Here is a 24376-nt window from a genome sequence, read left to right on the forward strand (position 1 = left end):
TTAAATGAATAATTGATGCAAGTAATAAAAATATTGGTTGTTGGTTGTGGTAATATGGGAGCTTCCCATGCAAAAGCTTATCATGACTTAGATGGATTTGAAATTGTTGGTTTGGTCGCTAGGGGAGATAGTAAGCGTAAGCTTAATACGGAGCTAGGCGCTGATTATACACTTTTTGAATCTTACGAAGAGGCATTGGAGCAAACAAAACCCGATGCGGTCTGTATTGCTACTTATCCTGATACACATAAAGATTACGCAATTAAAGCATTCGAATCGGGAGCTCATGTTTTTATCGAGAAACCTCTGGCCGAAGATGTCACATCAGCGAAAGAGGTAGTGAGCGCTGCCATAAAGTATAATAAAAAACTGGTTGTAGGATATATCCTCCGTTATCATCCTTCATGGATGAAATTTATTGAGCTTTCGAAGACTATGGGGAAACCCTTAGTTATGCGGATGAATCTCAATCAACAAAGCCATGGTTACATGTGGAATGTCCATCGCAATCTGATGTCTAGTCTAAGTCCAATAGTTGATTGTGGTGTACATTATATTGATGTGATGTGTCAGATGGTAGGTGTCAAGTCGGTGCGTGTTTCGGCGATAGGCGCCCGGCTTACAGACGATATTCCAGATTGGAACTATAATTATGGCCAGCTTCAATTGCATTTTGAGGATGGTTCTGTAGGTTGGTACGAAGCCGGTTGGGGGCCTATGGTGAGTCAAAATGCCTTTTTTGTAAAAGATGTTTTCGGTCCCAAGGGCTCGGTGTCCATTGTTGCTGACAAAGCAAGCAACGAGGGTAACTCGGATTCGGTGGCGGCGCATACACAAACAGAAAGTCTGCGGGTACACTATGCTGATTTAGATGCGAATAATGAATTTGTTAAAAAAGACGAATGGGTGAATTTGGCCGATGAACCCGATCATCAGGAGTTGTGTAACAGGGAACAACGTTTTTTTCAGCAGGCTATCCTAGAGGATATTGACCTGACATCTTCCATGGAAGATGCAGTCAACAGTTTACGCATAGCGCTTGCTTGTGATGAAGCCGTAAAAACAAAACAAACGATACTATTATAATTTTATTCTAAAAAAGATTTGTATTTTTCCACTTAGTTTTTCAAAAAAAATGAGTGCAAAAACGTAATTAAATAAAAAATATAGCAGAAGGATAGGCTTTTTGGTCTATCTTTTGTTATTTAGATACATATTTATCATTCTTATGAAGAATTTATTCAAAGTAGCGTTATTGTCTGGATTGTCCATTTCTGTGGCACATGGGCAGGATAAACAATGGCAGATGGAATTGGTGTTTAAAGGTGAAATTTCACCCGAAAAATTTGAAAATGAGATTCCTGAATTTGCAAAAGAGTTTTACGAGCCTTTTCTGAAAGGAAAAACGGCCTATAAGAATGTTGAAGTTTTAGCGGACGCCAATTACTCTTCGGCTGTTGTTAATCAGAAAGAACATGCTATTTTGAATAGAAAATTGGCTAAAACATACTCCTTTTCAACAGGAGATGATATTGTAACGGCGGAATCTTATCATCCTTCCTACAAAATTGTCAGCAATAAGCTAAAAGAATCCCAAGTACCTTATGTGTGGATGCAGGATATGGGAGAGATTGAAGATGTGGCTGGAGTGACCTGTAAAAAAGCAAAATTATTTATCAAAAATCAGACGGATTCTGCTGAAGCGACAGTTTGGTATTCAGAGGCAGTTCCCTCATACTACATGACTGCATTTTCATTTGTAAATGATCTCCCCGGGGCGGTGCTTAAATTGTCATTAGGTAAAAATGCAGACCTGGGGTTTGAGACAACAAAAGTGTCCAGCATTTCGGATGGGGAAGGTTTTCAATTACCTCAGGATGTTAAAATTGTGGATATATCAGGTACTGGCGAAGCAGATAAAGGTGAGGATGTCAGTTTATTCGAGGATACTTTTCCGTTGGATAAATCCCTCAAATGGGTAATGGTGAAAGATAGTGAGACGAATGATGAATATTATGGGATCAAAAGTTCGGCCGGCAAAGAGGTCTTGCCGTGTTCACTTTTCTCGTTGGCCTACTTTAATGATCGGATTGCGATCGTTTCAGACAAGGACAATTATTTTTGGTTATTGGATAAGAAAGGGAGTAAAGTGAATAAGGCAGGGTTTGACTGGCTTACTCCGGCAACTGAGCGATTGGCTATTTTCCAAAAAGATGGAAGTTTTGGATTGGTCACGGAGGAGGGTAAGGTGTTGCTTGATAAGAAGGAAAATATAAGTAAATTTTTAAACAATTATCTAATGTTTTCTGAAGATGGGAAAATAGGTTTGTTGGATGAGAACGGGAAAATTGTTATTAATCCTAACCTAATGTTTTTGGATGTGGATAGCGCCGGTAAAGTTTTGGTCCGAGACAAAGAGGGGGAGGAAACCAAAACGCTGGAACTTGATGCATTTATAAAAGAATATATAAAGTAATTTTGATTTATTGGCTAGACCAACGGAAGTCAGCGAAAAAAAAGCATTCATACCATCTCGTGTTGAATGCTTTTTTTATATGGGTTATTTTTATAATCCGGTTAAGGGATATTAAGAAATTTGTGTGTCTGCAGGGAAATGTCCCATTTTGGATTTTCCTTGACATAATCAATGATAGAAGGGGTCATTTCTTTGGATTTGGACCATTCTGGCTGCAGATATAACCTGCAATTTGGTCCAACTAACTGCGCATATTCTTCACCCCAGGCAAAATCGCTCTTGTTGAAAACAATCACTTTAAGTTCACCGGCGGCATCAAGAACATCTTTTCGTGGAGCTTTGAATTTTTTCGGAGACAGACAAATCCAGTCCCATTCTCCGCTTAAGGGGTAGGCACCTGATGTTTCAATAAAAGTTTTTATGCCAGCAGCATGGAGACCTTTTGTGAGGTAATCCAAATTATAGATAAGCGGTTCACCACCCGTGATAACAACTGTTTTAGCTGGATATTTTTTAGCATTTTCAATAATTGAATCTGCTTCTGTCAGTGGATGGATTGACGCATCCCAGCTTTCTTTTACATCGCACCAATGGCACCCCACATCGCAGCCACCTAATCTGATAAAATAAGCAGCAGTCCCGGTGTGGTAACCTTCTCCTTGGATGGTGTAGAATTCTTCCATCAAAGGTAATCGTGTTCCGTCTTCTGGTACTTGATTCGACATAGTTAAAATTTGAGTCTGCAAAGGTAGCAAATATTAATGATATGCTCAATTTGTCCTGTCGATTTCGGTAGAATTGGTGTCATTTTTATAAGGATTGGAAAATGAATGACGATCCTTTTTTGGGGGATCTTGTCTAATATTCTATATGTAGAAAATCAAACTTGCCTATATATGAAAATCAATCTTGTCTATAAAATAAGGACAGAATGTTCAAAAGGGATAAGAGATCGTAAAAAGTCTGTCTATTACCAGAAATTTTGCTAAATTTGTTTCACAATTTATTTATCGAAAACATAAGTGTAATAACATAATTGTACATGTTGTTTTATGTTTTCTATTTTTTAACAATATAAAAATCATAGTTGTAAATGATTAAAATTACACTACCTGATGGTTCCGTAAGAGAATACCAAAAAGGAATCACTGCAGCCGAAATTGCCTTATCTATTTCTGAGGGGCTAGCGAGAAATGTTCTTGCGGCCGAGGTGAATGGTGAAGTATGGGATTCAGCCCGTGCTATTGAAGAAGACTCTAGTGTTAAATTGTTGACCTGGAACGATACAAAAGGAAAATCTACTTTTTGGCATTCTTCGGCCCACTTACTTGCGGAGGCTTTAGAAGCCCTATATCCGGGAATTAAATTTGGCATTGGACCTGCAATTGAAACAGGTTTTTACTACGATGTGGATTTTGGCGACCGTGAATTTTCTTCGGATGACTTTAAGGCAATTGAAGACAAGATGTTGGAACTTGCCAAACGTAAGGAAACTTTTGAACGTAAAGCTGTTTCAAAGTCTGACGCTTTAGCGTATTTCACTGAAAAAGGCGATGAGTATAAACTTGATCTGATCAAGGATCTAGAGGATGGAAAAATTACATTCTATACTCAGGGGGATTTTACAGATTTGTGCCGTGGCCCTCATATTCCAAATACAGGCTTTATCAAAGCTATCAAACTGACTAACGTCGCTGGTGCATATTGGCGAGGTGATGAATCCCGTAAACAGTTGACCCGTATCTATGGGGTAACTTTTCCGAAAGCGTCTGAACTTGCTGAATATTTGAAGTTTATTGAAGAAGCGAAAAAACGTGACCACCGCAAATTAGGTAAAGAGCTGGAGCTTTTTGCATTTTCAGAAAAAGTTGGTGCTGGATTACCTTTATGGTTACCAAAAGGAGCTGCGTTACGTCAAAAGCTGATCGATTTCTTGCAAAAAGCGCAATTGAAATCTGGGTATGAGCCCGTAGTTACTCCGCATATTGGCCACAAACAATTGTATGTGACTTCTGGTCACTATGAAAAATATGGTGCGGATTCCTTTCAACCGATCAAAACGCCTATCGAAGGTGAAGAATTCTTGTTGAAACCGATGAACTGTCCACATCATTGTGAGATCTATAAGGTAAAGCCGCGTTCATATAAAGATCTACCTGTTCGTTTTGCTGAATTCGGTACTGTATATCGTTATGAGCAATCAGGTGAGTTGCATGGATTAACACGGGTACGTGGGTTTACGCAAGACGATGCACACTTGTTCTGTCGTCCGGATCAGGTGAAAGATGAGTTTAAGAAAGTAATAGATCTAGTCCTTTATGTATTTGGAGCATTAGGATTCAATGATTATACTGCGCAGGTATCTTTACGTGATCCTGAAAACCGCACTAAGTACATTGGTACCGATGAAAACTGGGCTTTAGCTGAGTCGGCAATTATTGAAGCTGCGGAAGAAAAAGGATTACCAACGGTGGTGGAATATGGTGAAGCGGCTTTCTATGGCCCTAAATTAGACTTCATGGTGAAGGATGCGCTGGGACGTAAATGGCAGCTAGGTACCATTCAGGTAGACTACAACCTACCTGAACGCTTTGAATTAGAATATACTGGCAGTGATAACATGAAGCATCGTCCAGTTATGATTCACCGTGCACCATTTGGATCTTTGGAACGTTTTGTAGCGGTATTGATCGAGCACTGTGCTGGACAATTTCCGTTATGGCTTGCGCCTGAGCAATTTATCGTCTTGCCAGTGTCAGAAAAATACGAAGAATACGCACAAAATGTTTTGAATTCGCTAAATAATTCCGATATTCGCGGACTGATAGACTTACGTGACGAGAAGGTGGGCAGAAAAATCAGAGACGCCGAAGTGAAAAAGCTTCCTTACATGTTGATTGTAGGGGAAAAAGAGGTGGAAAATGGCACAGTTTCTGTACGTAAACATGGCTCAGTAGAATTAGGATCTATGACTGCTGACGAATTTAGAGATATATTAATTAAGGAAATAACCGTTTAATTTTTAAACATTTGGCATTAAAAAGACCCGGTGGTCCAAGACCACCAATGAGAAAGAAAGAACCAGATCACCGCATTAATGAGTTAATCAAGGTACCTGAAGTACGTTTGGTAGGAGATAATGTGGAACAAGGAGTTTACCCTACACGCAAAGCGTTAGAGTTGGCTGATGAGTTGGAACTTGATTTAGTGGAGATTTCGCCAAATGCTGTACCGCCGGTTTGTAAGATTATCGACTACAGTAAGTTTGTTTACGAACAGAAGAAGAAACAAAAGGAAATCAAAGCTAATGCAAAACAGACTGTTATCAAAGAAATTCGTTTCGGACCTAACTCTGGTGAACATGATTTTGATTTCAAATTGAAACATGCGATTAAGTTTCTTGAAAGTGGTGAGAAAGTGCGTGCGTACGTACACTTCAAAGGCCGTGCTATCGTACACAAAGATCAAGGTGAGATCTTGTTGTTACGCTTCGCTCAGGCACTTGAAGATTACGGTAAGGTAGAACTTTTACCAAAATTGGAAGGTAAACGTATGTTTTTAACAGTAGCTCCAAAGGCTCCTAAAAAATAATAAAAGAATTCTAACAGATTGATATAAAATTTATAAGTATTATGCCAAAAGTTAAAACCAATTCCAGCGCAAAGAAACGTTTCAAATTGACTGGAACAGGTAAAATTGCAAGAAAAAATGCTTTCAAAAGCCACATCTTGACAAAAAAGAGCACAAAACGTAAACGTAACTTAACACAAACAAGTTATGTATCTGATGGCGATATGGGCAACGTAAAACGTATGCTTGCTATCGGTAAATAAGTTTTATTCGATTTTATTTAATAATAATTTTTTAACCGGGTACAGGGTCGTAAGTTCATTGAAATACATGGCACCTTTTACCAAACTAATTTTAAAAATATGCCACGTTCGGTTAACGCAGTAGCTTCAAGAAGAAGACGCAAAAAAATCCTAGGCCTTGCAAAAGGTTACTTTGGATCACGTAGCAAAGTTTATACTATTGCTAAAAATACAGTAGAAAAAGGTTTACAATACGCTTACCGCGATCGTAAAACCAAAAAACGCGAGTTTAGAGCTTTATGGATTCAACGTATCAACGCTGGAGCTCGTCAACACGGAATTTCTTATTCCCAATTGATCGGTAAATTAAATGCTAAAAACATTGGTTTGAATCGTAAGGTTCTAGCTGATTTAGCTTTAAATAACCCAGAAGCTTTCAAAGCAGTTGTAGACGCAGTAAAATAGAGTTTTTTAATCCGCTGTCAATTTGTTAGAGATATTAAAGGAGCCCTTTGGGCTCCTTTTTTGTTAGCCTCTATTGACCTAGTAGACTAGTGTCGTTTTTTGGGGACCATACCTGCACGGGCATTAGGTTTTTCACTCCTTCTATTAGGTGGTATGGTTGTGGCTAATGGGCCAGACTACAACGCTCCCATAAAGGTTGTAGCTGATCAACAAGGGAAAGTTATATCAATTGAGGGGGGAGGAAACACCCGAACTATAGAAGCCAAAGGTGGGGAAACAATCCAAATTGAAGGTGTTAAAAACCACGTTCACTACAAGTCGACTAAAAACAAATCTGGCCAAGCAAAGGCCTCTACCGAGGGTGCTGACAATATGGTTATGAAGGTGAAATGATAAAAAATGACCAATAAAAAAGGGGTTGCATTGCAATACCACTAAAAAGTTAGACACTTTATGGAGGTATTGCAAGACAACCCTTTTATCTTTTAATCCTGAGCTATTAAAGTTTACTCTCTCTCTTTTTCTTTTTCTTCACTACTTTTGGCATTTGCGCCTGTTTCATTTCATATTGTCTTTCAATATATTGAATGATTTCGGATGCAATATCTTTTTTTGTAGCTTTTTCTATTCCCTCCAACCCAGGGGAAGAGTTGACTTCGAGCACCAATGGACCCCTATCCGAGGGGATCATATCCACACCACATACTGTAAGCCCCAATTGGGCTGCAGCAGCAATGGCAGTCTCTCTTTCCGCCTTACTCAAGCGGATGACCTGTGCTGTACCACCCCGGTGTATGTTCGAACGAAATTCACCTTCTTTAGCTGTACGTTTCATTGCCCCCACAACTTTTCCGTCAACGACAAAAGCTCTGATATCGGAGCCTTTTGACTCTTTGATGAATTCCTGTATCAATATATTGTTTCCGAGCCCGTAGAAAGCTTCTATAACAGATGATGCTGCTTTTTTAGTTTCAGCTAAAACAACACCGATCCCTTGGGTGCCTTCCAATAGTTTAATCACCAAGGGGGCGCCACCAACCATACTGATCAGGTCGTCAACATCAGATGCCGTGCGGGCAAACCCCGTAATGGGAAGGCCGATGCCAGCACCGGACAAAATCTGCAAGCATCTCAACTTATCTCTCGATCTGGTAATCGCTTGACTCGGGTTTGCAGAAATCACATCCATTACCTCAAATTGTCTGACAATAGCCGAACCATAAAAAGTGACCGAAGCGCCTATTCGGGGAATAATAGCGTCAATACCACTGAGATCCTGTCCTTTGTAATGAATACTGGGTTTACCTTGTTGAATGCCAACGTAACACTTGCTGTGGTCTATGACAACACATTCATGTCCTCTTTGTTGTGCGGCTTCTACGAGACGACGAGTTGAGTATAAACTCTTTACTGTCGATAATACGGCAATTTTCACGGTTTGTATATTGAATATATTTTTGTGCTAAGATAACAAAATAGCTTTGCTATTTGTTTTTATTTTGACAGGGACTTCAAGGAGAGATTGTCTTTGGAAACGTCGACCAAAAATCTGCGGTATAGAAAATTCTTTCCCAAAAGCATGGGGTAAGTCATTTTGGAGCGGTTTCTAAATGAAATCTTGATACTGAAAACCTGATCATAGAGCTTCGCCGTGGTCCGGATATAATAACGCTTTTCCTCCTGGCCAAAGGAACTTTTAACCAATTTGGTTTTATAAAGCCTTAATTTGAGAATTTTGGTTTCCGCTGTTTCGAAATTGGTAATCAATTCGCAAAAAATCCAATCCTGACCATCTTCATGAACGATTTTATAGGAATTACAATGCAAAACCGAAGAAGCCGCGCCAGTATCGACCTTTGCTTCTATGCCAAATATTCCTAATTCCGGAAGATCCAGGGTTTCTTTCCACCCCACGAAAAGTTTTTCTTTCATTTAAACCAAATGGAATAGATACACCAAGCTCTTCTTTAGTAGAGCTTGGTACATTCCTATTTTATTCGTATATAAATTCTCCAAAAGGAGACGTAATCGTTACTTTTTTAGAGGTAGCTTCTTCCACACGGCCGATAATTTGTGCCGGAACGCCGAAAGATTCTGAGATAGCAATGATGTCCGAAGCAATCGCTTCAGGTACATACAGTTCCATACGGTGCCCCATATTAAACACCTTGTACATCTCTTTCCAGTCTGTATTAGATTCTTTTTGTATCAATTCGAAGAGTGGCGGAATTGGGAAAAGATTGTCTTTAATGATATGCACATCGTCAACGAAATGCAGTACTTTAGTTTGCGCTCCACCTGAACAATGTACCATTCCATCGATTTGAGAACGGTATTTATCCAATATATTTTTAATGATTGGAGCATAGGTACGTGTAGCTGAAAGTACAAGTTTACCTGCAGTTACTTTTTCGCCCGTTTCCACGACGATGTCATTGGTTAAATCCTGACTTCCTGCGAAAACAAGTTCGTATGGAACCGCAGGGTCATATGCCTCCGGATATTTCTCGGCTACCTTTTTGTTAAATACATCATGACGCGCAGAGGTTAGGCCATTGGACCCCATACCACCGTTATAGGATTTCTCATAGGTCGCCTTTCCATTGGATGCCAAACCGACAATTACGTTTCCGCCTTTGATTCTGTGATTTGAAATGACATCCTCGCGCTTCATACGACAAGTCACTGTGCTGTCGACGATTATTGTACGTACGAGATCCCCAACATCAGCAGTTTCCCCGCCAGTTGAATAAATACCGATACCTAAATCACGAAGTTCAGCCAATATTTCTTCTGTACCATTGATGATTTCTGCAATAACTTCTCCTGGAATAAGATTTTTATTTCTTCCAATTGTCGAAGAAAGTAGAATATTATCGGTCGCTCCAACGCAGAGCAAATCGTCGATATTCATAATGATTGCATCTTGTGCAATACCTTTCCATACAGAAATATCTCCTGTTTCTTTCCAATAGACATAAGCTAAGGAAGACTTGGTGCCTGCGCCATCAGCATGCATGATATTGCACCAGTCTTGATCTCCACCCAAAATATCGGGAATGATTTTACAGAATGCTTTGGGAAAAAGACCCTTGTCGATATTTTTTATCGCATTGTGCACATCCTCTTTTCCAGCGGATACACCTCGTTGATTGTATTTTAAATCTGACATCTTAGCGCAAAAATAAACAATAGCGCTGAATTAACGAACCTTAATTATGTAATTTAATCACTTATAAGTATACGCCAATGCGCGATCAGTTTCTCAAGATTTGTTTTAGCGTTAGCTGGACTTGTGCTGGGGAGACATACATAGGTAACGTGATCTATTTTTTCGAAATGCTTTAAATACAAATTGTAGGCCTTTTGTCCGTTAAAAACGACCCTATTGATCGTTGGATTTGCATCAAGGAGGGCTATGATTGGATTCGGACTTTCGTCTTTGATCGCAAGGTCCATACTGCCGGGGCGGGATGCTTCGGCACATACATCCCATAAACCAATGCCATTTTCAAGTAACAGGTTTACTTTTTCGCTATAATCTGTTGCGTGAGGGCGGTTGTATAGCTGTCTCATCACTTTCCAAAAGCGATTTTGTGGATGTGCATAATATTCATTTTGCTCCAACGATCTGTCGCCTGGCAGGGATCCGAGGATAAGCGTTGTGGTATGGGCATTCACGAGTGGTAAAAAGGATTTTTTGAGCATACTCAAAAATAATAATAAAAATTTGAGCTTTGAAATATGAACTTTTTTTTACTATTTTTATGATATTAAAATGATATCAAATATATATTAATAAATTATGGAAAAATTGATTAAACCTATGTCAGGCTATTTAGCCTTATTAATTGCGGTAGCTTCTTTTATAGCTGCCATATTTTCATTTGCCAACGTCGACGAGAGTTCGCTTTATGTAGTACTTGGTGTGGTCTTGATGATCGGAACATTCTTTATCCTGAAAGGATTAATGATTATTAATCCAAATCATTCACGTGTTTTAAATTTCTTTGGCCGATACGTGGGCACTGTTAAAGAGAATGGTTTGTTTTTTGTCAACCCCTTGTACTCTACGATCAAGATCAGTTTACGTTCGGACAACCTGCAAGGGCAGACATTAAAGGTAAACGATAAGATGGGAAATCCAATTGAAATAGGCGCCGTTATCGTATGGCAAGTTGGGGATACGTATAAAGCAGCCTATGATGTCAGTAACTATACTTCTTATGTGCGTACACAGAGCGAAGCAGCTGTACGGCATCTAGCTGGAAGTTTTCCTTACGATAACCTTGAAGATGAAGGTGCGGAGATCACTTTACGTGAAGGCGGCGATACGGTGAATCATATTCTTGAACAGGAGCTTTCCGATCGTCTTGCACCTGCAGGAGTGATTATTAAAGAGGCTAGAATCAGCCATTTAGCTTACGCTTCCGAAATTGCTGGTGCCATGCTACAAAGACAACAGGCTGCCGCAATTGTCGCTGCACGTTCAAAGATTGTAGATGGGGCTGTAGGTATGGTTGAGATGGCACTTAAAAAATTGTCTGAAAAAGATATTGTAGAATTAGACAATGAGAAAAAAGCGGCTATGGTGAGTAATCTGATGGTGGTACTTTGTGGCGAAAAGGCTGCAACTCCAATTGTAAATACTGGTACGCTGTACCAATAAATTGACTAAAATGGCAGATAAAAAGAACTTTATGTTGCGGCTTGACGATCAGATGTACAAGGCATTGGAAAAATGGGCCGCGGATGAGTTTAGGAGTGTCAATGGGCAGATCGAATATCTTTTACATAGAGCGCTGCAAGAAAATAAAAGATTGAGTGTAGAGAAAAAGTCTGCTGATAAAAAATAAAGAATCAGAAACTAAAGATGTACCTTTGGCATCGTCACAAACGAAGTAAAAGGTACATTTTTTTATCATTTTAGTAAATAAGATATGGAGATCAATCCAGTTTATAATTTATTGGTCGTAAGCACAAGTACCATTCATGGTAGTGGGTTTCTCGAATATATTAAAGAAGATTTTGTCAAATTTATCGCGTCAGATGAATTGCTGTTTATTCCATATGCACGGCCATCTGGAATATCTTTTGAAGAGTATACGGCCAAAGTACAGGAAGCTTTAAATGACCAAAATATCAAAGTTGCCGGATTGCATGAGTTTCAGAACAAGAAAAAGGCCATTCAGGAAGCAAAAGCAATTTTTGTGGGTGGCGGTAATACGTTCTTATTGTTAAAGACATTGTACGATTTGGATCTTGTACATCAATTACGTGTACAGATAGGCAAAGGAACACCCTATGTAGGCACCTCCGCCGGATCTAATCTTACAGGATTGACCATTGGCACGACAAATGACATGCCTATCGTTTATCCAGCAAGCTTTGATGCGTTGGCATTCCTCCCTTTTAATATTAACCCCCATTTTTTGGATCCCGACTTAAATTCGACCCATAAAGGAGAAACAAGGGAAACCCGTATACAGGAATTTCATCAATTTAATCCGCAGCCCGTACTTGGATTACGCGAAGGAAGTTGGTTGAGCGTAAATCAAGGAGAAATAAGATTAGAGGGATCGTTGACTGCCCGGTTATTCAGGGCGAATAGTGAAGCCGTTGAGCTTGCGCCCGGATTAATTAATTTTTAAGGTTTTGTGAATTCTACACTCTTTTTGTAACTTAATCATAAAGGAAACAGGGTTAGCAGTCTATCTAAATCACAATAACGGTCTTTCTCTTAAAAAATACTTTTGTAGATGATTGAATATCATACAAAATAAGCTACTTTTGCGCTAAATCCATTAAAATTTTCTTCCAATGGAACAAAATTCAGCATTACACCCAGCCGATATTGCGGAAGAAATATCGCGTCTAAATAAAGGGGAACAACATCAACATTTTATGGACTATCCGCTGGAGGATAGATTGGAGATCTTTTCATTTTTGGAAGTAGATGTCCAATACACATTGATCAAATCAATGACTGAGCAGGAATTGTCTGAGTTGCTGAATAATCTAAAGCCGGATACGCGTAACGAATTGCTGTCTGAACTGCCCGACGATCTGATCAAATATTTGATTAATCTCTTGAACGAGCGTGAAAAACAGATGGCGCTGGAGCTGATTGGATATAAAGAAGACAGCATCGCGCGGCTGATGACCCCCATGTATGTGCAGGTACGTCCCTATTATACAGTTGATGATGTTTTTCGACATATTAAAGTCTTTGGAAGAAAAGCGGAGACACTCAATTTTATCTATGTCGTTGATGAGAAAAATGTATTGATTGACGATTTAAAAATCGGTCAATTGCTTTTGTCCGATGGATCTACCAAGATTTCAGACTTGATCGATTATAATTTTGCGGCGATTAAGGCTTCAACACCCATGGAGGAAGCCTTCGAAATTTTTCAGAAATATGATCGAAGTGCATTGCCTATTGTTACTGAAGCCGGTGTATTGGTTGGGATTGTGACATTTGATGATGTGTTGGACCGTATCGAAGATCGCGATACGGAGGATATACAACGATTTGGGGGTATGGAAGAACTGGATTTGGCCTATACGAAGACTCCTTTACTTCAATTGATCCAAAAACGGGCGGGGTGGCTTATTATTTTGTTTTTCAGTGAGATGCTTACGGCTTCAGCTATGGGCTTTTTTGAAGGGGAACTGGAGAAAGCAGTAGTACTGGCATTATTTGTCCCCCTAATTATTTCCAGTGGTGGGAACTCAGGTTCCCAAGCTGCCTCACTCATCATTCGTGCTATGGCCCTGGGTGAATTGAAACTTAAGGACTGGTGGTATGTGATGAAAAGGGAAGTGTCTTCTGGACTGATTTTGGGCGGAATATTGGGCAGCATTGGCTTTTTAAGAATATTAGCCTGGCATTTCCTCGGTCTGTATGATTACGGCCCTTATTGGATAGCAATAGGCCTTACAGTAGCCGTTTCTTTATTGTTTATAGTTCTTTGGGGAACTTTGTCTGGCTCTTTTATTCCATTTATATTACGTCGGTTTGGTTTGGACCCGGCCACAGCATCGGCGCCTTTTGTGGCTACATTGGTAGACGTCTCAGGCTTGGTCATTTACTTTACCGTTGCAGCGTTCTTTTTGCAAGGTAAATTATTGTAAATCTTCCAGAAAAAATATAAGAAAGGGCATACAACCGTTTACTTTGGTTGTATGCTTTTTTATTTGAGCGGATTGTAGTTATATTGATCGAATTACAGGTTCAATTTTCGATATAATTTTTCCTTAATTCCTCCTTTTTGAGCAATATAGATCCCTTTCTTTCCAGAAAATAGGTAAGCTGCTATACAGGCAATTGCTATGAAAACAATAGGTTGAAAACCGAAAAGTTCACATCCCATAATAATACAGGCCAAAGGGGTATTTGTCGCTCCGGAAAATACGGCAACAAAGCCCATGGCTGCCAACAGTCCTAAGGGGAGTGGGATAATCGTGCTGAGAGCACTTCCAAACGTCGCCCCTATAAAAAATAATGGGGTCACCTCGCCACCTTTGAAACCAGCGGAAAGGGTAAATGTGGTTAGTACCAATTTGAGAAGAAAATCATAGTTATCCGAAGGAGTGTTAAAAGCCTCCTGAATCATTGGGATACCTAAACCGATATATTTCGTGCTTTTTAGTAATACTACAGTAATAACGATTATGATGCCACCGATCACGGGCCGGAGCAAAGGGGATTTGATCTTTTTAAATTGAACACTGAAGAAGTCCCCCGTGAAGGTAAATAACCACGCTACTGCACCGAATAAAATTCCGGCAATCAAGCTGAGACCGATATTGGTTAAAGATAATATAGGTATACTTTCATGTATAGGATAATGAGTGTGTGGAATATCCCATAACTGACAACTAAGGTTTGCTACATAGGCCGTGATAAGACAGGGGAGAATACCAAAATATCTTTTTTTACCAATGAGCAATACTTCCAGGCCAAAAATTGTTCCGGCAAGCGGAGTGCCAAAGACGGCCGCAAAACCCGCTGTAATACCAATGGAAATCAGAATGCGGCGTTCGGTTTTATCAAAATTAAACCAACGGTTGAGCTGATCGGAGACTGCTCCACCAATCTGGACTGCCGTGCCTTCGCGTCCGGCCGATCCGCCAAATAGATGGGTGATTAAGGTTCCAAATAGCACCAGTGGTGCCATAACAAGGGGTATCCTCCGTTGTGGATGAAGGTATTCTTCAATCAGGAGATTGTTTCCCTTACTTGAAGGGTTGCCCCAGCGCTGGTAGCATAAGGCAATAATAAGACCAGCAAGCGGTAATCCGTAGATGATCCAGGAATGGGTTTCCCGATAGGAAGTTACCCAGTTTAGCGAAAAAAGAAAGAATGCACAGATTGAGCCAACAATGAAACCTATTGCGCAACAAGCGATAAACCACTTAAAAAAGAAATGGAAATTAATTTGAATTGGTTGATCTGATATTTTGAAAGCCATAAATCTACTTTATATAAAATTTGTTGTTTTTATACTTAAAGTAGACGTCATCAGCTTATTAGGGCAGTTCAAGGCAGACATCATTGCCATATATTCAGCTAAGTTATAAAAAGCGTATGATAATTGCAAGCCAGCCAAGAATCATCAGTAAACCTCCCAAAGGAGTAATAGGGCCAAGAAATTTTAGATTTTTTTTCCAATGTTCCGCAAAAGAAAGAAAATAAATGCTTCCAGAAAACAATAAGGTGCCCAAAGCAATTAGATAATAGGCTGCTCTTTCAGATTGATGGTCAAAGGGTAGATTTAGCCCAAGAACCAATAAGGTGATCGCCGCATACATTTGATAGCGAACACCAACTTCAAAAGAGTCCAGTTTCTCAGCCGATAATATTTTTTTAAATGCGTGCGCCCCAAATGCACCAAGGATAATGGCTAATGAACCAAAAACGGCTGCAGTAATGATTACAATATTATTCATAAATAGAACTTACTTAATAACTGATTTCGTCATATCAATGTGTAGAATTCCATAATCTGGATAGGGTTCAGAGTTTTGTTTAAATCCAAATTTCTCGTAGAAAGACTTTAAGTGAAATTGCGCGCCGATCTGAATATCCTGCGGACCAAAAGCTTCCAACGTTGCTGCGATAGATTTGTGCATCAGTAATTGACTAAGACCTGTTCCACGGGCTTCCCTCGCAACAATGACACGGCCGATGGATGGTTGTGGGTAAGAAATTCCTGCTGGAACTAAACGGGTATAAGCGATAATATCCCCATCCTGTTCTGCCCAAAGATGTAAGCAGTTGTAATCTTTGTCATCCAGCTCAGGATAAAGACATTCTTGTTCCAATACAAAAACCTCCAGACGTAATTTTAAAATACGGTACAGTTCACGATTCGTAAGTTCTTCAAAATTCTTGAGTTTCCAATTATATTCCATGACGGCTGATAAAGAGAAAAAATGATTTATCAACCCTATATAAGAGCAATTAGGGTTGATAAATCAATGTTATGAAAATGGAGAATTAAGCCAAAAGGCTTTTTACCACTTCAGAGATCGTTTTCCCGTCTGCCTGTCCGGCTAATTTTTGATTGGCAGCACCCATTACTTTTCCCATATCTTTAATGGAAGAAGCGCCGGTTTCAGCAATGATCGCTTTGATAATGGCTTCCACTTCCTCTTTGCTCAATTGTTTTGGAAGGTAAGCTTCGATTACTTTTTCCTCTTCTACCTCAATTTGATAAAGATCTTCACGGTTTTGATTTTTATAGATTTCAGCAGATTCGCGACGTTGTTTTACCAGTTTCTGTAAAACTTTGATTTCAGCTTCTTGATTCAATTCTTCTGCATGGCCTTTCTCTGTTTTAGCAAGGAGAATAGCCGCTTTAATGGCACGTAACCCACGCAATGTTGCTGTATCCTTTGCAATCATTGCCGCTTTAATGTCTTGATTTATTTGCGTTTCTAATGACATGATATTTAAATTATTTTCGATTGACAATCGTGCCTGAAGCTTGTGCTGTTGGCATTATTAATAGATCGTTGATATTAACATGGGCTGGTCTAGTGATGACGAAAAGTATGGTTTCGGCAATGTCAGTTCCGGTCAGGGGCTGTAGACCAGTATATACACTTTTTGCTCTTTCTTTATCTCCGTGGAAGCGAACTTCAGAGAATTCCGTTTCAACCATTCCCGGATCGATGGAAGTTACTTTTATACCTTTGGAAAGCAGGTCGATACGCATTGCTTTTGTAAGCGCATCTACTGCATGTTTGCTCGCGCAGTATACATTGCCATTTGGATAAACTTCTTTGCCTGCAATGGAGCCTAAATTGACAATATGTGCACCATTGGCAGTATCTAGTAACGGAATAACGGCTTTGCTGACATAAAGTAGCCCTTTTACATTGGTGTCGATCATTCTATCCCAGTCTCCAATATCACCATCCTGAATCGGATCCAAACCTTGACTAAGACCAGCGTTATTGATCAATACATGGATTGTTTTCCACTCTTCGGGTAAACCATTGATTTGGTTTTGAACCTGTTCTGAATCTCTGACATCCAATTCAAAGGTATGAATTTTGATGTGTGGATAGATTGAATTTAATTTGTCCTTCAATATATCCAGCCGATTTAGTCTACGCGCACAAAGCAAAAGATTGTAACCTTCCTTCGCCAACACTTCAGCACAGGCTTGACCAATACCTGAACTTGCTCCTGTGATGAAAACTGTCTTTGTCATATTTTTTAACGTGTTGAAATAGTAAATTTCATTGCTGACTGCGATTTCATCTGTTGATGGAACGCAGCCCAAAAGTCCTTGATAGACCTATTTGGTCGCAATATAAATCGTGCAGATACCAAATGTTTGTGGTCTCACAATCGTTTGGTCGAAGCCAGCTCTTTTATTTATTGCGACAAATTTCTGTCCATCGGGAAACTGAGCAACGGATTCCGGTAAATATTCGTAAGCACTGGCATCTTTTGAGAAGAATTTTCCAATGGTCGGAGTTACATATTTGAAATAAAAATTGTAGAGCTGCTTTATCGGAAATTTCCTGGGATTCGAAAATTCCAAAATAACAGCCTTACCGCCAGGTTTCAATACACGGTAGATGTCGGATAATCCTTTTTCCAGATTTTCAAAGTTACGAACACCAAATGCGACCGTAACAGCATCAAAGGTATTGTCTTCAAATTGAAGCCTTTCCGAATCCCCTAATTGTACTTCAAATTGGTTTTCCAGTCCTTTGTTTGCGATTTTCTTTTTAGCCACATCAAGCATGCCTTGAGAGATATCGACTCCAATTATTTTTTTGGGGTTCAATATCTTGATAGATTCCAGTGCAAAATCACCTGTCCCGGTAGCCACATCTAACATGAGCTGAGGCTTAATGGACTTTAGGGAATTAATGGCTTTCTTTCGCCATATAATATCAATCCCCAGGGACATGAAGTGATTTAAGAAATCATAGGAATGGGAAATATTGTTGAACATATCCGCAACCTGTTTTTTCTTGCCATCATTGGCATCTTTATAGGGCTTTAATGTTGAAGAATCGTGCGTCATTTTACAAATATACGATATAAGTATATTTTTAACGCTTAAAATAGGATTTGTTTTTTGATTTAAAGCTGAAGTCTATTTCTCTTCAACAAAGCCATGTTGGAGCGCTGTAATGTTAGAATTAAAGGCAATCATTTTGAATTTCGATGATTTTGGTTATTCACAATGGCCTAAGTTATCCACACTTTTTAATGCATTGATTTTAAGTGCTTATTTTTTATTTTCAACATGTTTTCCACAAGGTGTGTTGAAAAGTGTTGCTGTAAAACTGTGTCCTTCAAAGCGTTTTAACAGTTGTTGCCTGAGGGACTAATTATGCTGTTTGTAATTCAACGTCTCTGTGAATTTTATTTTTTATACATTTGTTATCCCGTCTTAAATTTAAGAGCTGGGAAGCTATATTTCTGATATAATATCATGATGAACGAGAGCAATTTTGAAGCGAATAATACGGATAATAACAAAAGAGGTAGTTATGGTGAGCGCCGGACCAAATTAAACAACATGGTAAGCGGCTTGGGTAAGCTACCGCCCCAGGCAGTAGATCTTGAGGAGGCTGTTTTGGGGGCATTGATGCTTGAAAAAAATGCGCTAAGTGAGATTATTGATATTTTAAAGCCGGAGTCTTTTTATAAAGAATCACATCAGAAAATTTTCGAAGCTATATTCGGCTTATTTCAAAAAACCTCGCCGATCGATATTTTGACAGTTACCTCCGAGTTGCGTAAAATGGGTGCGCTCGAAATGGTAGGGGGGGCTTATTATATTACACAGCTTACAGATCGGGTTGTTTCTGCTGCCAATATTGAGTATCACGCGCGTATTATTTCGCAAAAATATATTCAAAGGGAGCTGATCAAAGTTTCTACTGAAATTATCAATAGCTCTTATGATGAGACATCGGATATTTTCGATCTATTGGACCATGCCGAAAAGAGTTTGTTTGATATCGCACAAAATAACTTGCGAAGAGACTCCCGTAAAATGGATGATATTATGCGTGAGGCTATCTCGAATCTGGAGATGTTGCGCGACCGTACAGATGGTCTTACCGGTGTGCCCTCAGGGTTAACCGCGCTAGACCGTATGACTTCCGGTTGGCAGCCCTCTGATTTAGTGATAATCGCCGCTCGTCCAGCGATGGGTAAAACGGCGTTTGTATTGTCTGTCGCGCGAAATGCAGCCGTAGAACACGGTAAAGCTGTTGCTGTGTTCTCGCTGGAGATGTCCTCTGTTCAGCTGGTTAATCGTCTGATTGCGGGTGAAACCGAAATTGAACAAGAAAAATTGAAAAAAGGAAATCTTGCCGATCACGAATGGCAGCAATTGCATTCACGTATCGGCCGATTGACAGATGCTCCGATTATTATCGATGATACACCGGCACTGAACGTCTTTGAATTTAGAGCAAAATGCCGTCGTCTGAAAGCCCAGTACGATATCCAGATGGTGATCGTCGATTATCTGCAGCTGATGCATGGTAAAGCGGAAGGTAAAGGCGGTGGTAATCGTGAGCAAGAGATCGGTAGTATTTCCCGCGCTTTGAAATCTGTTGCAAAAGAGTTAAATATTCCAGTTTTAGCCCTATCTCAATTGAGTCGTGCGGTGGAATCCAGACCTGGAAATAGTAAGCGACCGATGCTATCGGATTTGCGTGAATCTGGATCTATTGAGCAGGACGCCGATATGGTACTTTTCCTATATAGACCAGAGTACTATGGTTTGACCGAAGATGAAGAGGGACGCCCGACAGCCGGTGTTGGTGAAGTTATTATTGCCAAGCACCGTAATGGTGAAACAGGGATTGTGCCGCTTCGATTTGTTGGTAAATTCGTTAAATTCGTCGATCTTGAAGATGAGTTTTCCGGAATGGGAGGTGCAGATGGCTTTGGAGATGCGCCAACTACATTTTCTGCATCGGCATTGAATCCGTCGCCAAACTTTGGGGATGACTTCGGTGGAGCAGGCTTTAGTGGGGGCATTACGATGCCTTCCCGTATGAATGATATGCCCGACGACGCGCCTTTTTAATCTGTAATTTTACATCAATATTCATAATAAAAACGCCGAAATATACTATTTCGGCGTTTTTATTGATCAAAGGTTACTCTTTCTTTGTTGTAGTCTGATGGATAGTTGTATGCTTTCGCTTTAGGCAGCTAGAATTTGTAAGTCACCCCAGCTCCGACGATCTGTCTGATCTGTAAAGCGGAGTTTCTTTTCCCAATTTCTTTTCCTTCTTTAATAATCGGAATGGCTGTATTGTCATCATAGATCATCTGTACACCTGCATTTACAGTGATGAATTTATTGACCTTCATAAAGAGGTTTGCGGTGTAATCAATATCAACATTCTGTGGCTTATCCAAGTAATTTGAATAGAGTTTCAAGATATTTTCAAAGGAAACATTTTCCATAAGGTTTACTTTGTAATAAGCATCAAAAGAGGCGCCAAATTCTGTCCTTACCTTCTTGCCAGGATCAAGTCCATATCGCGTAGAAAGGAGTGTGTCATTAACGAAAACAAATCTTACCGCCGCCGGAGACAAATTAAATCGCAGATTGTCAGATTTCTTATAGGCAAAACCCGGCCCAAAGCTCAAATATGCTGGCGCTAGAAATCGTGAAATACGCTCTTTGGGAGTTTTGGTATAATCAAATCCATCGGCAAATTGTGTGTTAAAGTTCAAGAAAAAGGTATACATCCAATATGCTGAGGCTTTATGTCCAAGTAAGCTGTTCAATACCAATCTGTCATCGTTTTTGCGCCAGTCAGATTCCTTTTGGAAAGTTAAACCATAGGCTGCTAATACTTTGTTGTCCCAGGACCATTTGTCTTTCTTATAATTGAAATCATAATTTAAGGTTAGATTTCCTGAAAATGAATTGACACCCCCTGCAGCCCAATTGGAGAAAGAACTTTGGTTGATCAAAAAAGTGTTTTCACCTTTGATTGTCCATGTTTTGGCGGTATCTGTGGGGACTTCTTGGCTGAAACTTCGAAAGCTAATTAAACTTAAGGCAATAAGAAAGATCGATTTAATTTTTTTCATATTAAATTTGGTTTTTGTGCATATTTTGCGAAAATAAATGTTCTATTACTAAACGAATAATATTGTTTATTGTTTTGTGGCTTTTTGTTTACGTATATTTTAAATAAAATCGGAACTTTGGGGACTTGATTGATACTATGAAAATAACGTTACTTTGTATTGGAAAAACTGATGATAAATATTTGATCGAAGGGATCGATAAATACATCAAAAGACTCAAGTTCTATGTTAATTTTAATATTGTTGTGATACCTGATATTAAAAATAGCAAAAGTCTTTCTGAGGAGCAACAGAAAGATAAAGAGGCCGGGTTGATTTTAAAACAATTGCAGCCACAGGATATGGTAATTCTCTTGGATGAGTTCGGTAAAGAGTTTCGCTCCTTGGATTTTTCTGCTTATTTGGAGAAAATGATGATCAATAGTGTGCAACATATGGTGTTTATTATTGGAGGGCCTTACGGATTTGACCAAAAGATCTATGACCGTGCCTGTTCCAAAATGTCCTTGTCAAAAATGACATTTTCACATCAGATGATCCGTTTATTCTTTACTGAACAACTTTACCGGGCGTTTTCAATTATGAAGGGTGAACCTTATCATCATGAATAATATGGAAAAAAGTCCGTAACTTCATCATGAATAAAAACAGACTTATGAATTTGCCGAACAAACGTGATTATCACTATAAAAGTGACGAAGGAGAGAAAAATAGCCAATTGAACAAATACATCATGATAGCCTGTATCGTTATTGTGATTTTATTGGCAATTTATTTTGCATAATTTGATATCCTCTAATTACGGATTAAGTAAAAGAATAAATCTCTTACTTAATATCCGTATGGAGGATATCAGCAGATGATTTTAGTAAATTTAATTGAAATTGTTGGAAGAGAACGCTTAATTTTTTGGAGAAGGTTGGGAGGTTTTGCGCGTTCTTTTGGGTTCGGTGTTGTTGATAAATCCCCAGTTGGTCATATAGAATGATAGGGGGGTAATTTCTAATAATTTTTTCATTTTTTCTTTTTTTACCATATAATAATTTATTGTTTCGACAACATATCTTCAATAATCAAGCCAAACTTTAGATCATGTCAAATTGCCTTTGATAAATTACTCTTTTGAGATTTAGCGCTGGAGAAATAAAATAGGAGCAGTGGGCCAGAACATCTTCATCGCCTCGTATTCAGCGAGCGGAATTAATTGCAGTATAAGGTTCCTAATCTGAATGCGAGCATGTGAAATTCAAATGTTTGAAATAAATAGCTTGGGTATATCAATACAGCTAAAGAAAAACGGGGCGTATCCTTTGGAACGCCCCAGTGCAGTATCATACTTATTTTTTATCTATTTTATAGAGTCTACCAAGATCGGTAATGGCATATAATGCGCCATCAGACCCCTGTGTAATATCCCTGAATCGCTGACCTTCATTGCCCAATAGTCTTTCTTCACCAACAACCTTGTTATCTTTCAAAATAATTCTGGAAATATGGGTGCTACTTAATCCGCATATAAAGAGGTTGTTTTTCCATTCAGGTATGTTTTGTCCAGTATAAAATGTGATCCCACTAGGAGAAAGTACCGGGTCCCAGTAATAGACTGGTTGCTCAAGTCCCTCTTTTTGCTGTATACCAGCACCGACTTTATCACCTTTGTATTCGATTCCGTAGGTTATGGTTGGCCAACCATAATTGTTACCAGCTTGAATCCGATTGAGTTCGTCTCCACCACGAGGGCCAAATTCAGTCTCCCATAAATCCCCGGTTTCAGGATGGAAAGCAAGCCCTTGCGGATTGCGATGTCCATAACTATAAATCTCTGGTCGTGCATTGGCTTTTCCGACAAACGGATTACCAGATGCAGGCTGCCCATCTTTTGTAATGCGCAAAATCTTCCCTAGCGCAGCATTTAAATCCTGAGCCAAAGGCCTTGTCTCTAAATCGGAACGTTCTCCCGTACTGAAGACAATATTTCCTTCTTTATCAAAAACAATACGTCCGCCATAATGCAGATTGCCTTTATGAGCCGGTGTAGCTTGATAAATGACCTTGGCGTCTTCGATTGATTTATCATCGGCTGAAAGTTTACCTTTGGCAACAGCCGTTAATGTCCCTGCGGGTGTATTGTCCGCAAACACCCAATATACCATACGATTTGAACCAAAATTCGGGTCGAGCCGTAGACCGAGCAATCCACCTTGGCCGCTGGCATTGACAGCGGGTATACCTTTTATCGGTTCGCTTAATTTACCATCGGCAGCCACCATACGCATGTCACCTTCTTTCTCCGTAATCAGTAATCTGCCATCCGGTAGCGCTACAATCCCCCAAGGAGATTTTAATCCTTCAGCGATAACCTTGCCCTCAAAGGCTGTCTTTGTTTTAGCGCCTGCAATTCGAGTCTGTCCGGCAAAAGCAGGTTTGTAATCCGAGTTCGCTTTTTGTGTCTCTACTGGAGGGTAGCTTGTGGTATCCGTAGAGTTAGCTGTGCTATCTGATCCGGCACTTGAGTTCGCATGATTGGAGTTGCAGGCAGTCAAGCCTATCGCTATTGTTAAGAGGCTTATTGTCAGTTTATTCTTCATTATTAATGACTTGTTTTTTTTGGTCTGATTATTAGCTTGAAGATATTAAAAATTAATTGAAATGAGGTTTGATATAATGTAATAAATTTATCGACATCCTGCCACAAACCCACAGTGGGGACGATGGGATACAATTCCATCTTTTTTTGGGGGGTATTTTTAAGGAGAACTAGAGCGTGTTCAGACAGTGATTTAATATCTGTTGTAATTCATTGTCCTTATTGACAAAATAATCGCTTACCTCTAATATTGCATCTGTGCTTAAATTATAGACACATACAGGAATATAATTTGGCTGAGCGGATGTTTCAAAGGTCTTAAAATAGTCCGCACTTTCCTGGAAAGTTGAAAACTCTTTTGACTCACAATGCTGTGTTTCTTGATTGTATGCTATCGTTACAAAATTCTTTTTCATTCTACACTCCTTTAC

Annotated in this window: 28 protein-coding genes and 1 riboswitch; of the genes, 14 read left to right on the forward strand and 14 right to left on the reverse strand. The window is 39.4% G+C overall.

Features of this window, described 5'->3' with window-relative positions; all coding sequences use genetic code 11:
- Positions 1 to 15 precede the first annotated feature (15 nt).
- Together ACK8HY_RS03305 and ACK8HY_RS03310 are read left to right on the forward strand one after the other, a co-directional pair.
- Positions 16 to 1086, forward strand: a complete 1071-nt coding sequence (locus ACK8HY_RS03305; protein ID WP_416132769.1) for a Gfo/Idh/MocA family protein — start codon at positions 16 to 18, stop codon at positions 1084 to 1086.
- Positions 1087 to 1228: 142 nt separating this feature from the next.
- Complete coding sequence (locus tag ACK8HY_RS03310; RefSeq protein ID WP_077435374.1) at positions 1229 to 2476, forward strand: hypothetical protein; 1248 nt, start codon at positions 1229 to 1231, stop codon at positions 2474 to 2476.
- A gap of 101 nt (positions 2477 to 2577) precedes the next feature.
- On the opposite strand, the gene ACK8HY_RS03315 is transcribed toward ACK8HY_RS03310, so the two are convergent.
- On the reverse strand, positions 2578 to 3201 hold the full coding sequence (locus tag ACK8HY_RS03315; RefSeq protein ID WP_416132770.1) for a 7-carboxy-7-deazaguanine synthase QueE: 624 nt from the start codon (positions 3199 to 3201) through the stop codon (positions 2578 to 2580).
- A 368-nt stretch (positions 3202 to 3569) separates the two neighbouring features.
- Here ACK8HY_RS03315 and thrS point away from each other — a divergent pair, with 368 nt between their 5' ends.
- From thrS to ACK8HY_RS03340, 5 genes are all read left to right on the forward strand, one after another.
- On the forward strand, positions 3570 to 5495 hold the full coding sequence (gene thrS, locus ACK8HY_RS03320; RefSeq protein WP_077435370.1) for a threonine--tRNA ligase: 1926 nt from the start codon (positions 3570 to 3572) through the stop codon (positions 5493 to 5495).
- 11 nt (positions 5496 to 5506) lie between these two features.
- Positions 5507 to 6067 carry a translation initiation factor IF-3 gene (infC, locus tag ACK8HY_RS03325; RefSeq protein ID WP_077435368.1) on the forward strand — a complete coding sequence of 187 codons (561 nt, stop codon included), beginning with the start codon at positions 5507 to 5509 and terminating at the stop codon, positions 6065 to 6067.
- A 41-nt stretch (positions 6068 to 6108) separates the two neighbouring features.
- Complete coding sequence (gene rpmI / locus ACK8HY_RS03330) at positions 6109 to 6309, forward strand: 50S ribosomal protein L35 (protein WP_002993964.1); 201 nt, start codon at positions 6109 to 6111, stop codon at positions 6307 to 6309.
- A gap of 99 nt (positions 6310 to 6408) precedes the next feature.
- Complete coding sequence (gene rplT / locus ACK8HY_RS03335; RefSeq protein WP_046674462.1) at positions 6409 to 6753, forward strand: 50S ribosomal protein L20; 345 nt, start codon at positions 6409 to 6411, stop codon at positions 6751 to 6753.
- Between the two features lie 99 nt (positions 6754 to 6852).
- Positions 6853 to 7146 (forward strand): hypothetical protein, encoded by a 294-nt coding sequence (locus ACK8HY_RS03340; RefSeq protein WP_416132771.1) that lies wholly within the window; start codon positions 6853 to 6855, stop codon positions 7144 to 7146.
- A gap of 106 nt (positions 7147 to 7252) precedes the next feature.
- Here the strand turns inward: ACK8HY_RS03340 and rimK are convergent, their stop codons facing one another.
- From rimK to ACK8HY_RS03360, 4 genes are all read right to left on the reverse strand, one after another.
- Entirely contained in the window at positions 7253 to 8188 is a 936-nt protein-coding gene (gene rimK / locus ACK8HY_RS03345; RefSeq protein ID WP_077435364.1) for a 30S ribosomal protein S6--L-glutamate ligase, read from the reverse strand.
- A 59-nt stretch (positions 8189 to 8247) separates the two neighbouring features.
- Entirely contained in the window at positions 8248 to 8685 is a 438-nt protein-coding gene (locus tag ACK8HY_RS03350) for an ATP-dependent zinc protease (protein ID WP_077435362.1), read from the reverse strand.
- Positions 8686 to 8746: 61 nt separating this feature from the next.
- The gene (locus ACK8HY_RS03355; RefSeq protein ID WP_077435360.1) at positions 8747 to 9925 is read right to left on the reverse strand and encodes an AIR synthase related protein; all 1179 of its coding nucleotides are present in this window, start codon (positions 9923 to 9925) and stop codon (positions 8747 to 8749) included.
- Positions 9926 to 9978: 53 nt separating this feature from the next.
- Positions 9979 to 10461: a DNA-deoxyinosine glycosylase gene (locus ACK8HY_RS03360; RefSeq protein WP_077435358.1), complete on the reverse strand. Its 483-nt coding sequence runs from the start codon at positions 10459 to 10461 to the stop codon at positions 9979 to 9981.
- 97 nt (positions 10462 to 10558) lie between these two features.
- Here ACK8HY_RS03360 and ACK8HY_RS03365 point away from each other — a divergent pair, with 97 nt between their 5' ends.
- The 4 genes from ACK8HY_RS03365 to mgtE all read left to right on the forward strand — a co-directional run bounded on the left by ACK8HY_RS03365 (position 10559) and on the right by mgtE (position 13890).
- Entirely contained in the window at positions 10559 to 11422 is an 864-nt protein-coding gene (locus ACK8HY_RS03365) for an SPFH domain-containing protein (RefSeq protein ID WP_077435356.1), read from the forward strand.
- Between the two features lie 10 nt (positions 11423 to 11432).
- A complete protein-coding gene (locus tag ACK8HY_RS03370) occupies positions 11433 to 11609 on the forward strand; it encodes a ribbon-helix-helix domain-containing protein (RefSeq protein WP_416132772.1) in 177 nt (58 codons plus the stop codon).
- Between the two features lie 84 nt (positions 11610 to 11693).
- Entirely contained in the window at positions 11694 to 12404 is a 711-nt protein-coding gene (gene pepE / locus ACK8HY_RS03375; protein WP_077435352.1) for a dipeptidase PepE, read from the forward strand.
- A gap of 169 nt (positions 12405 to 12573) precedes the next feature.
- Positions 12574 to 13890, forward strand: coding sequence for a magnesium transporter (mgtE, locus tag ACK8HY_RS03380; protein ID WP_077435350.1), 1317 nt, complete (start codon positions 12574 to 12576; stop codon positions 13888 to 13890).
- Positions 13891 to 13982: 92 nt separating this feature from the next.
- On the opposite strand, the gene ACK8HY_RS03385 is transcribed toward mgtE, so the two are convergent.
- The 6 genes from ACK8HY_RS03385 to ubiE form a co-directional block, all read right to left on the reverse strand.
- On the reverse strand, positions 13983 to 15230 hold the full coding sequence (locus tag ACK8HY_RS03385) for a voltage-gated chloride channel family protein (RefSeq protein WP_416132773.1): 1248 nt from the start codon (positions 15228 to 15230) through the stop codon (positions 13983 to 13985).
- Between the two features lie 34 nt (positions 15231 to 15264).
- A riboswitch (Fluoride riboswitch) is annotated at positions 15265 to 15327 on the reverse strand.
- A 6-nt stretch (positions 15328 to 15333) separates the two neighbouring features.
- Positions 15334 to 15708, reverse strand: a complete 375-nt coding sequence (locus tag ACK8HY_RS03390; protein WP_077435346.1) for a DUF423 domain-containing protein — start codon at positions 15706 to 15708, stop codon at positions 15334 to 15336.
- A gap of 9 nt (positions 15709 to 15717) precedes the next feature.
- Complete coding sequence (locus tag ACK8HY_RS03395; protein ID WP_416132774.1) at positions 15718 to 16173, reverse strand: GNAT family N-acetyltransferase; 456 nt, start codon at positions 16171 to 16173, stop codon at positions 15718 to 15720.
- Positions 16174 to 16258: 85 nt separating this feature from the next.
- Positions 16259 to 16708, reverse strand: coding sequence for a GatB/YqeY domain-containing protein (locus tag ACK8HY_RS03400; protein WP_077435342.1), 450 nt, complete (start codon positions 16706 to 16708; stop codon positions 16259 to 16261).
- A gap of 10 nt (positions 16709 to 16718) precedes the next feature.
- Positions 16719 to 17480 carry an SDR family oxidoreductase gene (locus ACK8HY_RS03405; RefSeq protein WP_416132775.1) on the reverse strand — a complete coding sequence of 254 codons (762 nt, stop codon included), beginning with the start codon at positions 17478 to 17480 and terminating at the stop codon, positions 16719 to 16721.
- A gap of 87 nt (positions 17481 to 17567) precedes the next feature.
- A complete protein-coding gene (gene ubiE, locus ACK8HY_RS03410) occupies positions 17568 to 18308 on the reverse strand; it encodes a bifunctional demethylmenaquinone methyltransferase/2-methoxy-6-polyprenyl-1,4-benzoquinol methylase UbiE (RefSeq protein WP_416132776.1) in 741 nt (246 codons plus the stop codon).
- A 414-nt stretch (positions 18309 to 18722) separates the two neighbouring features.
- On the opposite strand from ubiE, the gene dnaB reads away from it, so the two are divergent.
- Positions 18723 to 20336 carry a replicative DNA helicase gene (dnaB, locus tag ACK8HY_RS03415; protein ID WP_077435336.1) on the forward strand — a complete coding sequence of 538 codons (1614 nt, stop codon included), beginning with the start codon at positions 18723 to 18725 and terminating at the stop codon, positions 20334 to 20336.
- A gap of 128 nt (positions 20337 to 20464) precedes the next feature.
- On the opposite strand, the gene ACK8HY_RS03420 is transcribed toward dnaB, so the two are convergent.
- Positions 20465 to 21358, reverse strand: a complete 894-nt coding sequence (locus tag ACK8HY_RS03420) for a DUF3078 domain-containing protein (protein WP_077435334.1) — start codon at positions 21356 to 21358, stop codon at positions 20465 to 20467.
- Between the two features lie 137 nt (positions 21359 to 21495).
- Here ACK8HY_RS03420 and rlmH point away from each other — a divergent pair, with 137 nt between their 5' ends.
- Together rlmH and ACK8HY_RS03430 are read left to right on the forward strand one after the other, a co-directional pair.
- Positions 21496 to 21969, forward strand: coding sequence for a 23S rRNA (pseudouridine(1915)-N(3))-methyltransferase RlmH (rlmH, locus tag ACK8HY_RS03425; RefSeq protein ID WP_416132777.1), 474 nt, complete (start codon positions 21496 to 21498; stop codon positions 21967 to 21969).
- A 44-nt stretch (positions 21970 to 22013) separates the two neighbouring features.
- Positions 22014 to 22142, forward strand: coding sequence for a hypothetical protein (locus ACK8HY_RS03430; RefSeq protein ID WP_262507815.1), 129 nt, complete (start codon positions 22014 to 22016; stop codon positions 22140 to 22142).
- A gap of 553 nt (positions 22143 to 22695) precedes the next feature.
- Here the strand turns inward: ACK8HY_RS03430 and ACK8HY_RS03435 are convergent.
- Together ACK8HY_RS03435 and ACK8HY_RS03440 are read right to left on the reverse strand one after the other, a co-directional pair.
- The gene (locus ACK8HY_RS03435) at positions 22696 to 23946 is read right to left on the reverse strand and encodes a PQQ-dependent sugar dehydrogenase (protein ID WP_416132778.1); all 1251 of its coding nucleotides are present in this window, start codon (positions 23944 to 23946) and stop codon (positions 22696 to 22698) included.
- A 169-nt stretch (positions 23947 to 24115) separates the two neighbouring features.
- On the reverse strand, positions 24116 to 24361 hold the full coding sequence (locus tag ACK8HY_RS03440) for a hypothetical protein (RefSeq protein WP_343560067.1): 246 nt from the start codon (positions 24359 to 24361) through the stop codon (positions 24116 to 24118).
- Positions 24362 to 24376: the final 15 nt, after the last annotated feature.

Origin of the sequence: Sphingobacterium sp. NGMCC 1.201703, from assembly GCF_047784615.1 — a bacterium.
Lineage (GTDB): Bacteria > Bacteroidota > Bacteroidia > Sphingobacteriales > Sphingobacteriaceae > Sphingobacterium.

Coding starts and splice junctions, on each gene's coding strand:
- ACK8HY_RS03305 (WP_416132769.1), top strand. CDS start 16: ATGCAAGTAATAAAAATATTGGTTGTTGGTTGTGGTAATATGGGAGCT.
- pepE (WP_077435352.1), top strand. CDS start 11,694: ATGGAGATCAATCCAGTTTATAATTTATTGGTCGTAAGCACAAGTACC.
- ACK8HY_RS03350 (WP_077435362.1), bottom strand. CDS start 8,685: ATGAAAGAAAAACTTTTCGTGGGGTGGAAAGAAACCCTGGATCTTCCG.
- ACK8HY_RS03310 (WP_077435374.1), top strand. CDS start 1,229: ATGAAGAATTTATTCAAAGTAGCGTTATTGTCTGGATTGTCCATTTCT.
- ACK8HY_RS03435 (WP_416132778.1), bottom strand. CDS start 23,946: ATGAAGAATAAACTGACAATAAGCCTCTTAACAATAGCGATAGGCTTG.
- ACK8HY_RS03315 (WP_416132770.1), bottom strand. CDS start 3,201: ATGTCGAATCAAGTACCAGAAGACGGAACACGATTACCTTTGATGGAA.
- rplT (WP_046674462.1), top strand. CDS start 6,409: ATGCCACGTTCGGTTAACGCAGTAGCTTCAAGAAGAAGACGCAAAAAA.
- ACK8HY_RS03385 (WP_416132773.1), bottom strand. CDS start 15,230: ATGGCTTTCAAAATATCAGATCAACCAATTCAAATTAATTTCCATTTC.
- ACK8HY_RS03390 (WP_077435346.1), bottom strand. CDS start 15,708: ATGAATAATATTGTAATCATTACTGCAGCCGTTTTTGGTTCATTAGCC.
- ACK8HY_RS03395 (WP_416132774.1), bottom strand. CDS start 16,173: ATGGAATATAATTGGAAACTCAAGAATTTTGAAGAACTTACGAATCGT.
- ACK8HY_RS03355 (WP_077435360.1), bottom strand. CDS start 9,925: ATGTCAGATTTAAAATACAATCAACGAGGTGTATCCGCTGGAAAAGAG.
- ACK8HY_RS03420 (WP_077435334.1), bottom strand. CDS start 21,358: ATGAAAAAAATTAAATCGATCTTTCTTATTGCCTTAAGTTTAATTAGC.
- rlmH (WP_416132777.1), top strand. CDS start 21,496: ATGAAAATAACGTTACTTTGTATTGGAAAAACTGATGATAAATATTTG.
- mgtE (WP_077435350.1), top strand. CDS start 12,574: ATGGAACAAAATTCAGCATTACACCCAGCCGATATTGCGGAAGAAATA.
- ACK8HY_RS03360 (WP_077435358.1), bottom strand. CDS start 10,461: ATGCTCAAAAAATCCTTTTTACCACTCGTGAATGCCCATACCACAACG.
- rpmI (WP_002993964.1), top strand. CDS start 6,109: ATGCCAAAAGTTAAAACCAATTCCAGCGCAAAGAAACGTTTCAAATTG.
- ACK8HY_RS03370 (WP_416132772.1), top strand. CDS start 11,433: ATGGCAGATAAAAAGAACTTTATGTTGCGGCTTGACGATCAGATGTAC.
- ACK8HY_RS03430 (WP_262507815.1), top strand. CDS start 22,014: ATGAATTTGCCGAACAAACGTGATTATCACTATAAAAGTGACGAAGGA.
- thrS (WP_077435370.1), top strand. CDS start 3,570: ATGATTAAAATTACACTACCTGATGGTTCCGTAAGAGAATACCAAAAA.
- ACK8HY_RS03440 (WP_343560067.1), bottom strand. CDS start 24,361: ATGAAAAAGAATTTTGTAACGATAGCATACAATCAAGAAACACAGCAT.
- dnaB (WP_077435336.1), top strand. CDS start 18,723: ATGATGAACGAGAGCAATTTTGAAGCGAATAATACGGATAATAACAAA.
- ACK8HY_RS03400 (WP_077435342.1), bottom strand. CDS start 16,708: ATGTCATTAGAAACGCAAATAAATCAAGACATTAAAGCGGCAATGATT.
- ACK8HY_RS03365 (WP_077435356.1), top strand. CDS start 10,559: ATGGAAAAATTGATTAAACCTATGTCAGGCTATTTAGCCTTATTAATT.
- ubiE (WP_416132776.1), bottom strand. CDS start 18,308: ATGACGCACGATTCTTCAACATTAAAGCCCTATAAAGATGCCAATGAT.
- ACK8HY_RS03405 (WP_416132775.1), bottom strand. CDS start 17,480: ATGACAAAGACAGTTTTCATCACAGGAGCAAGTTCAGGTATTGGTCAA.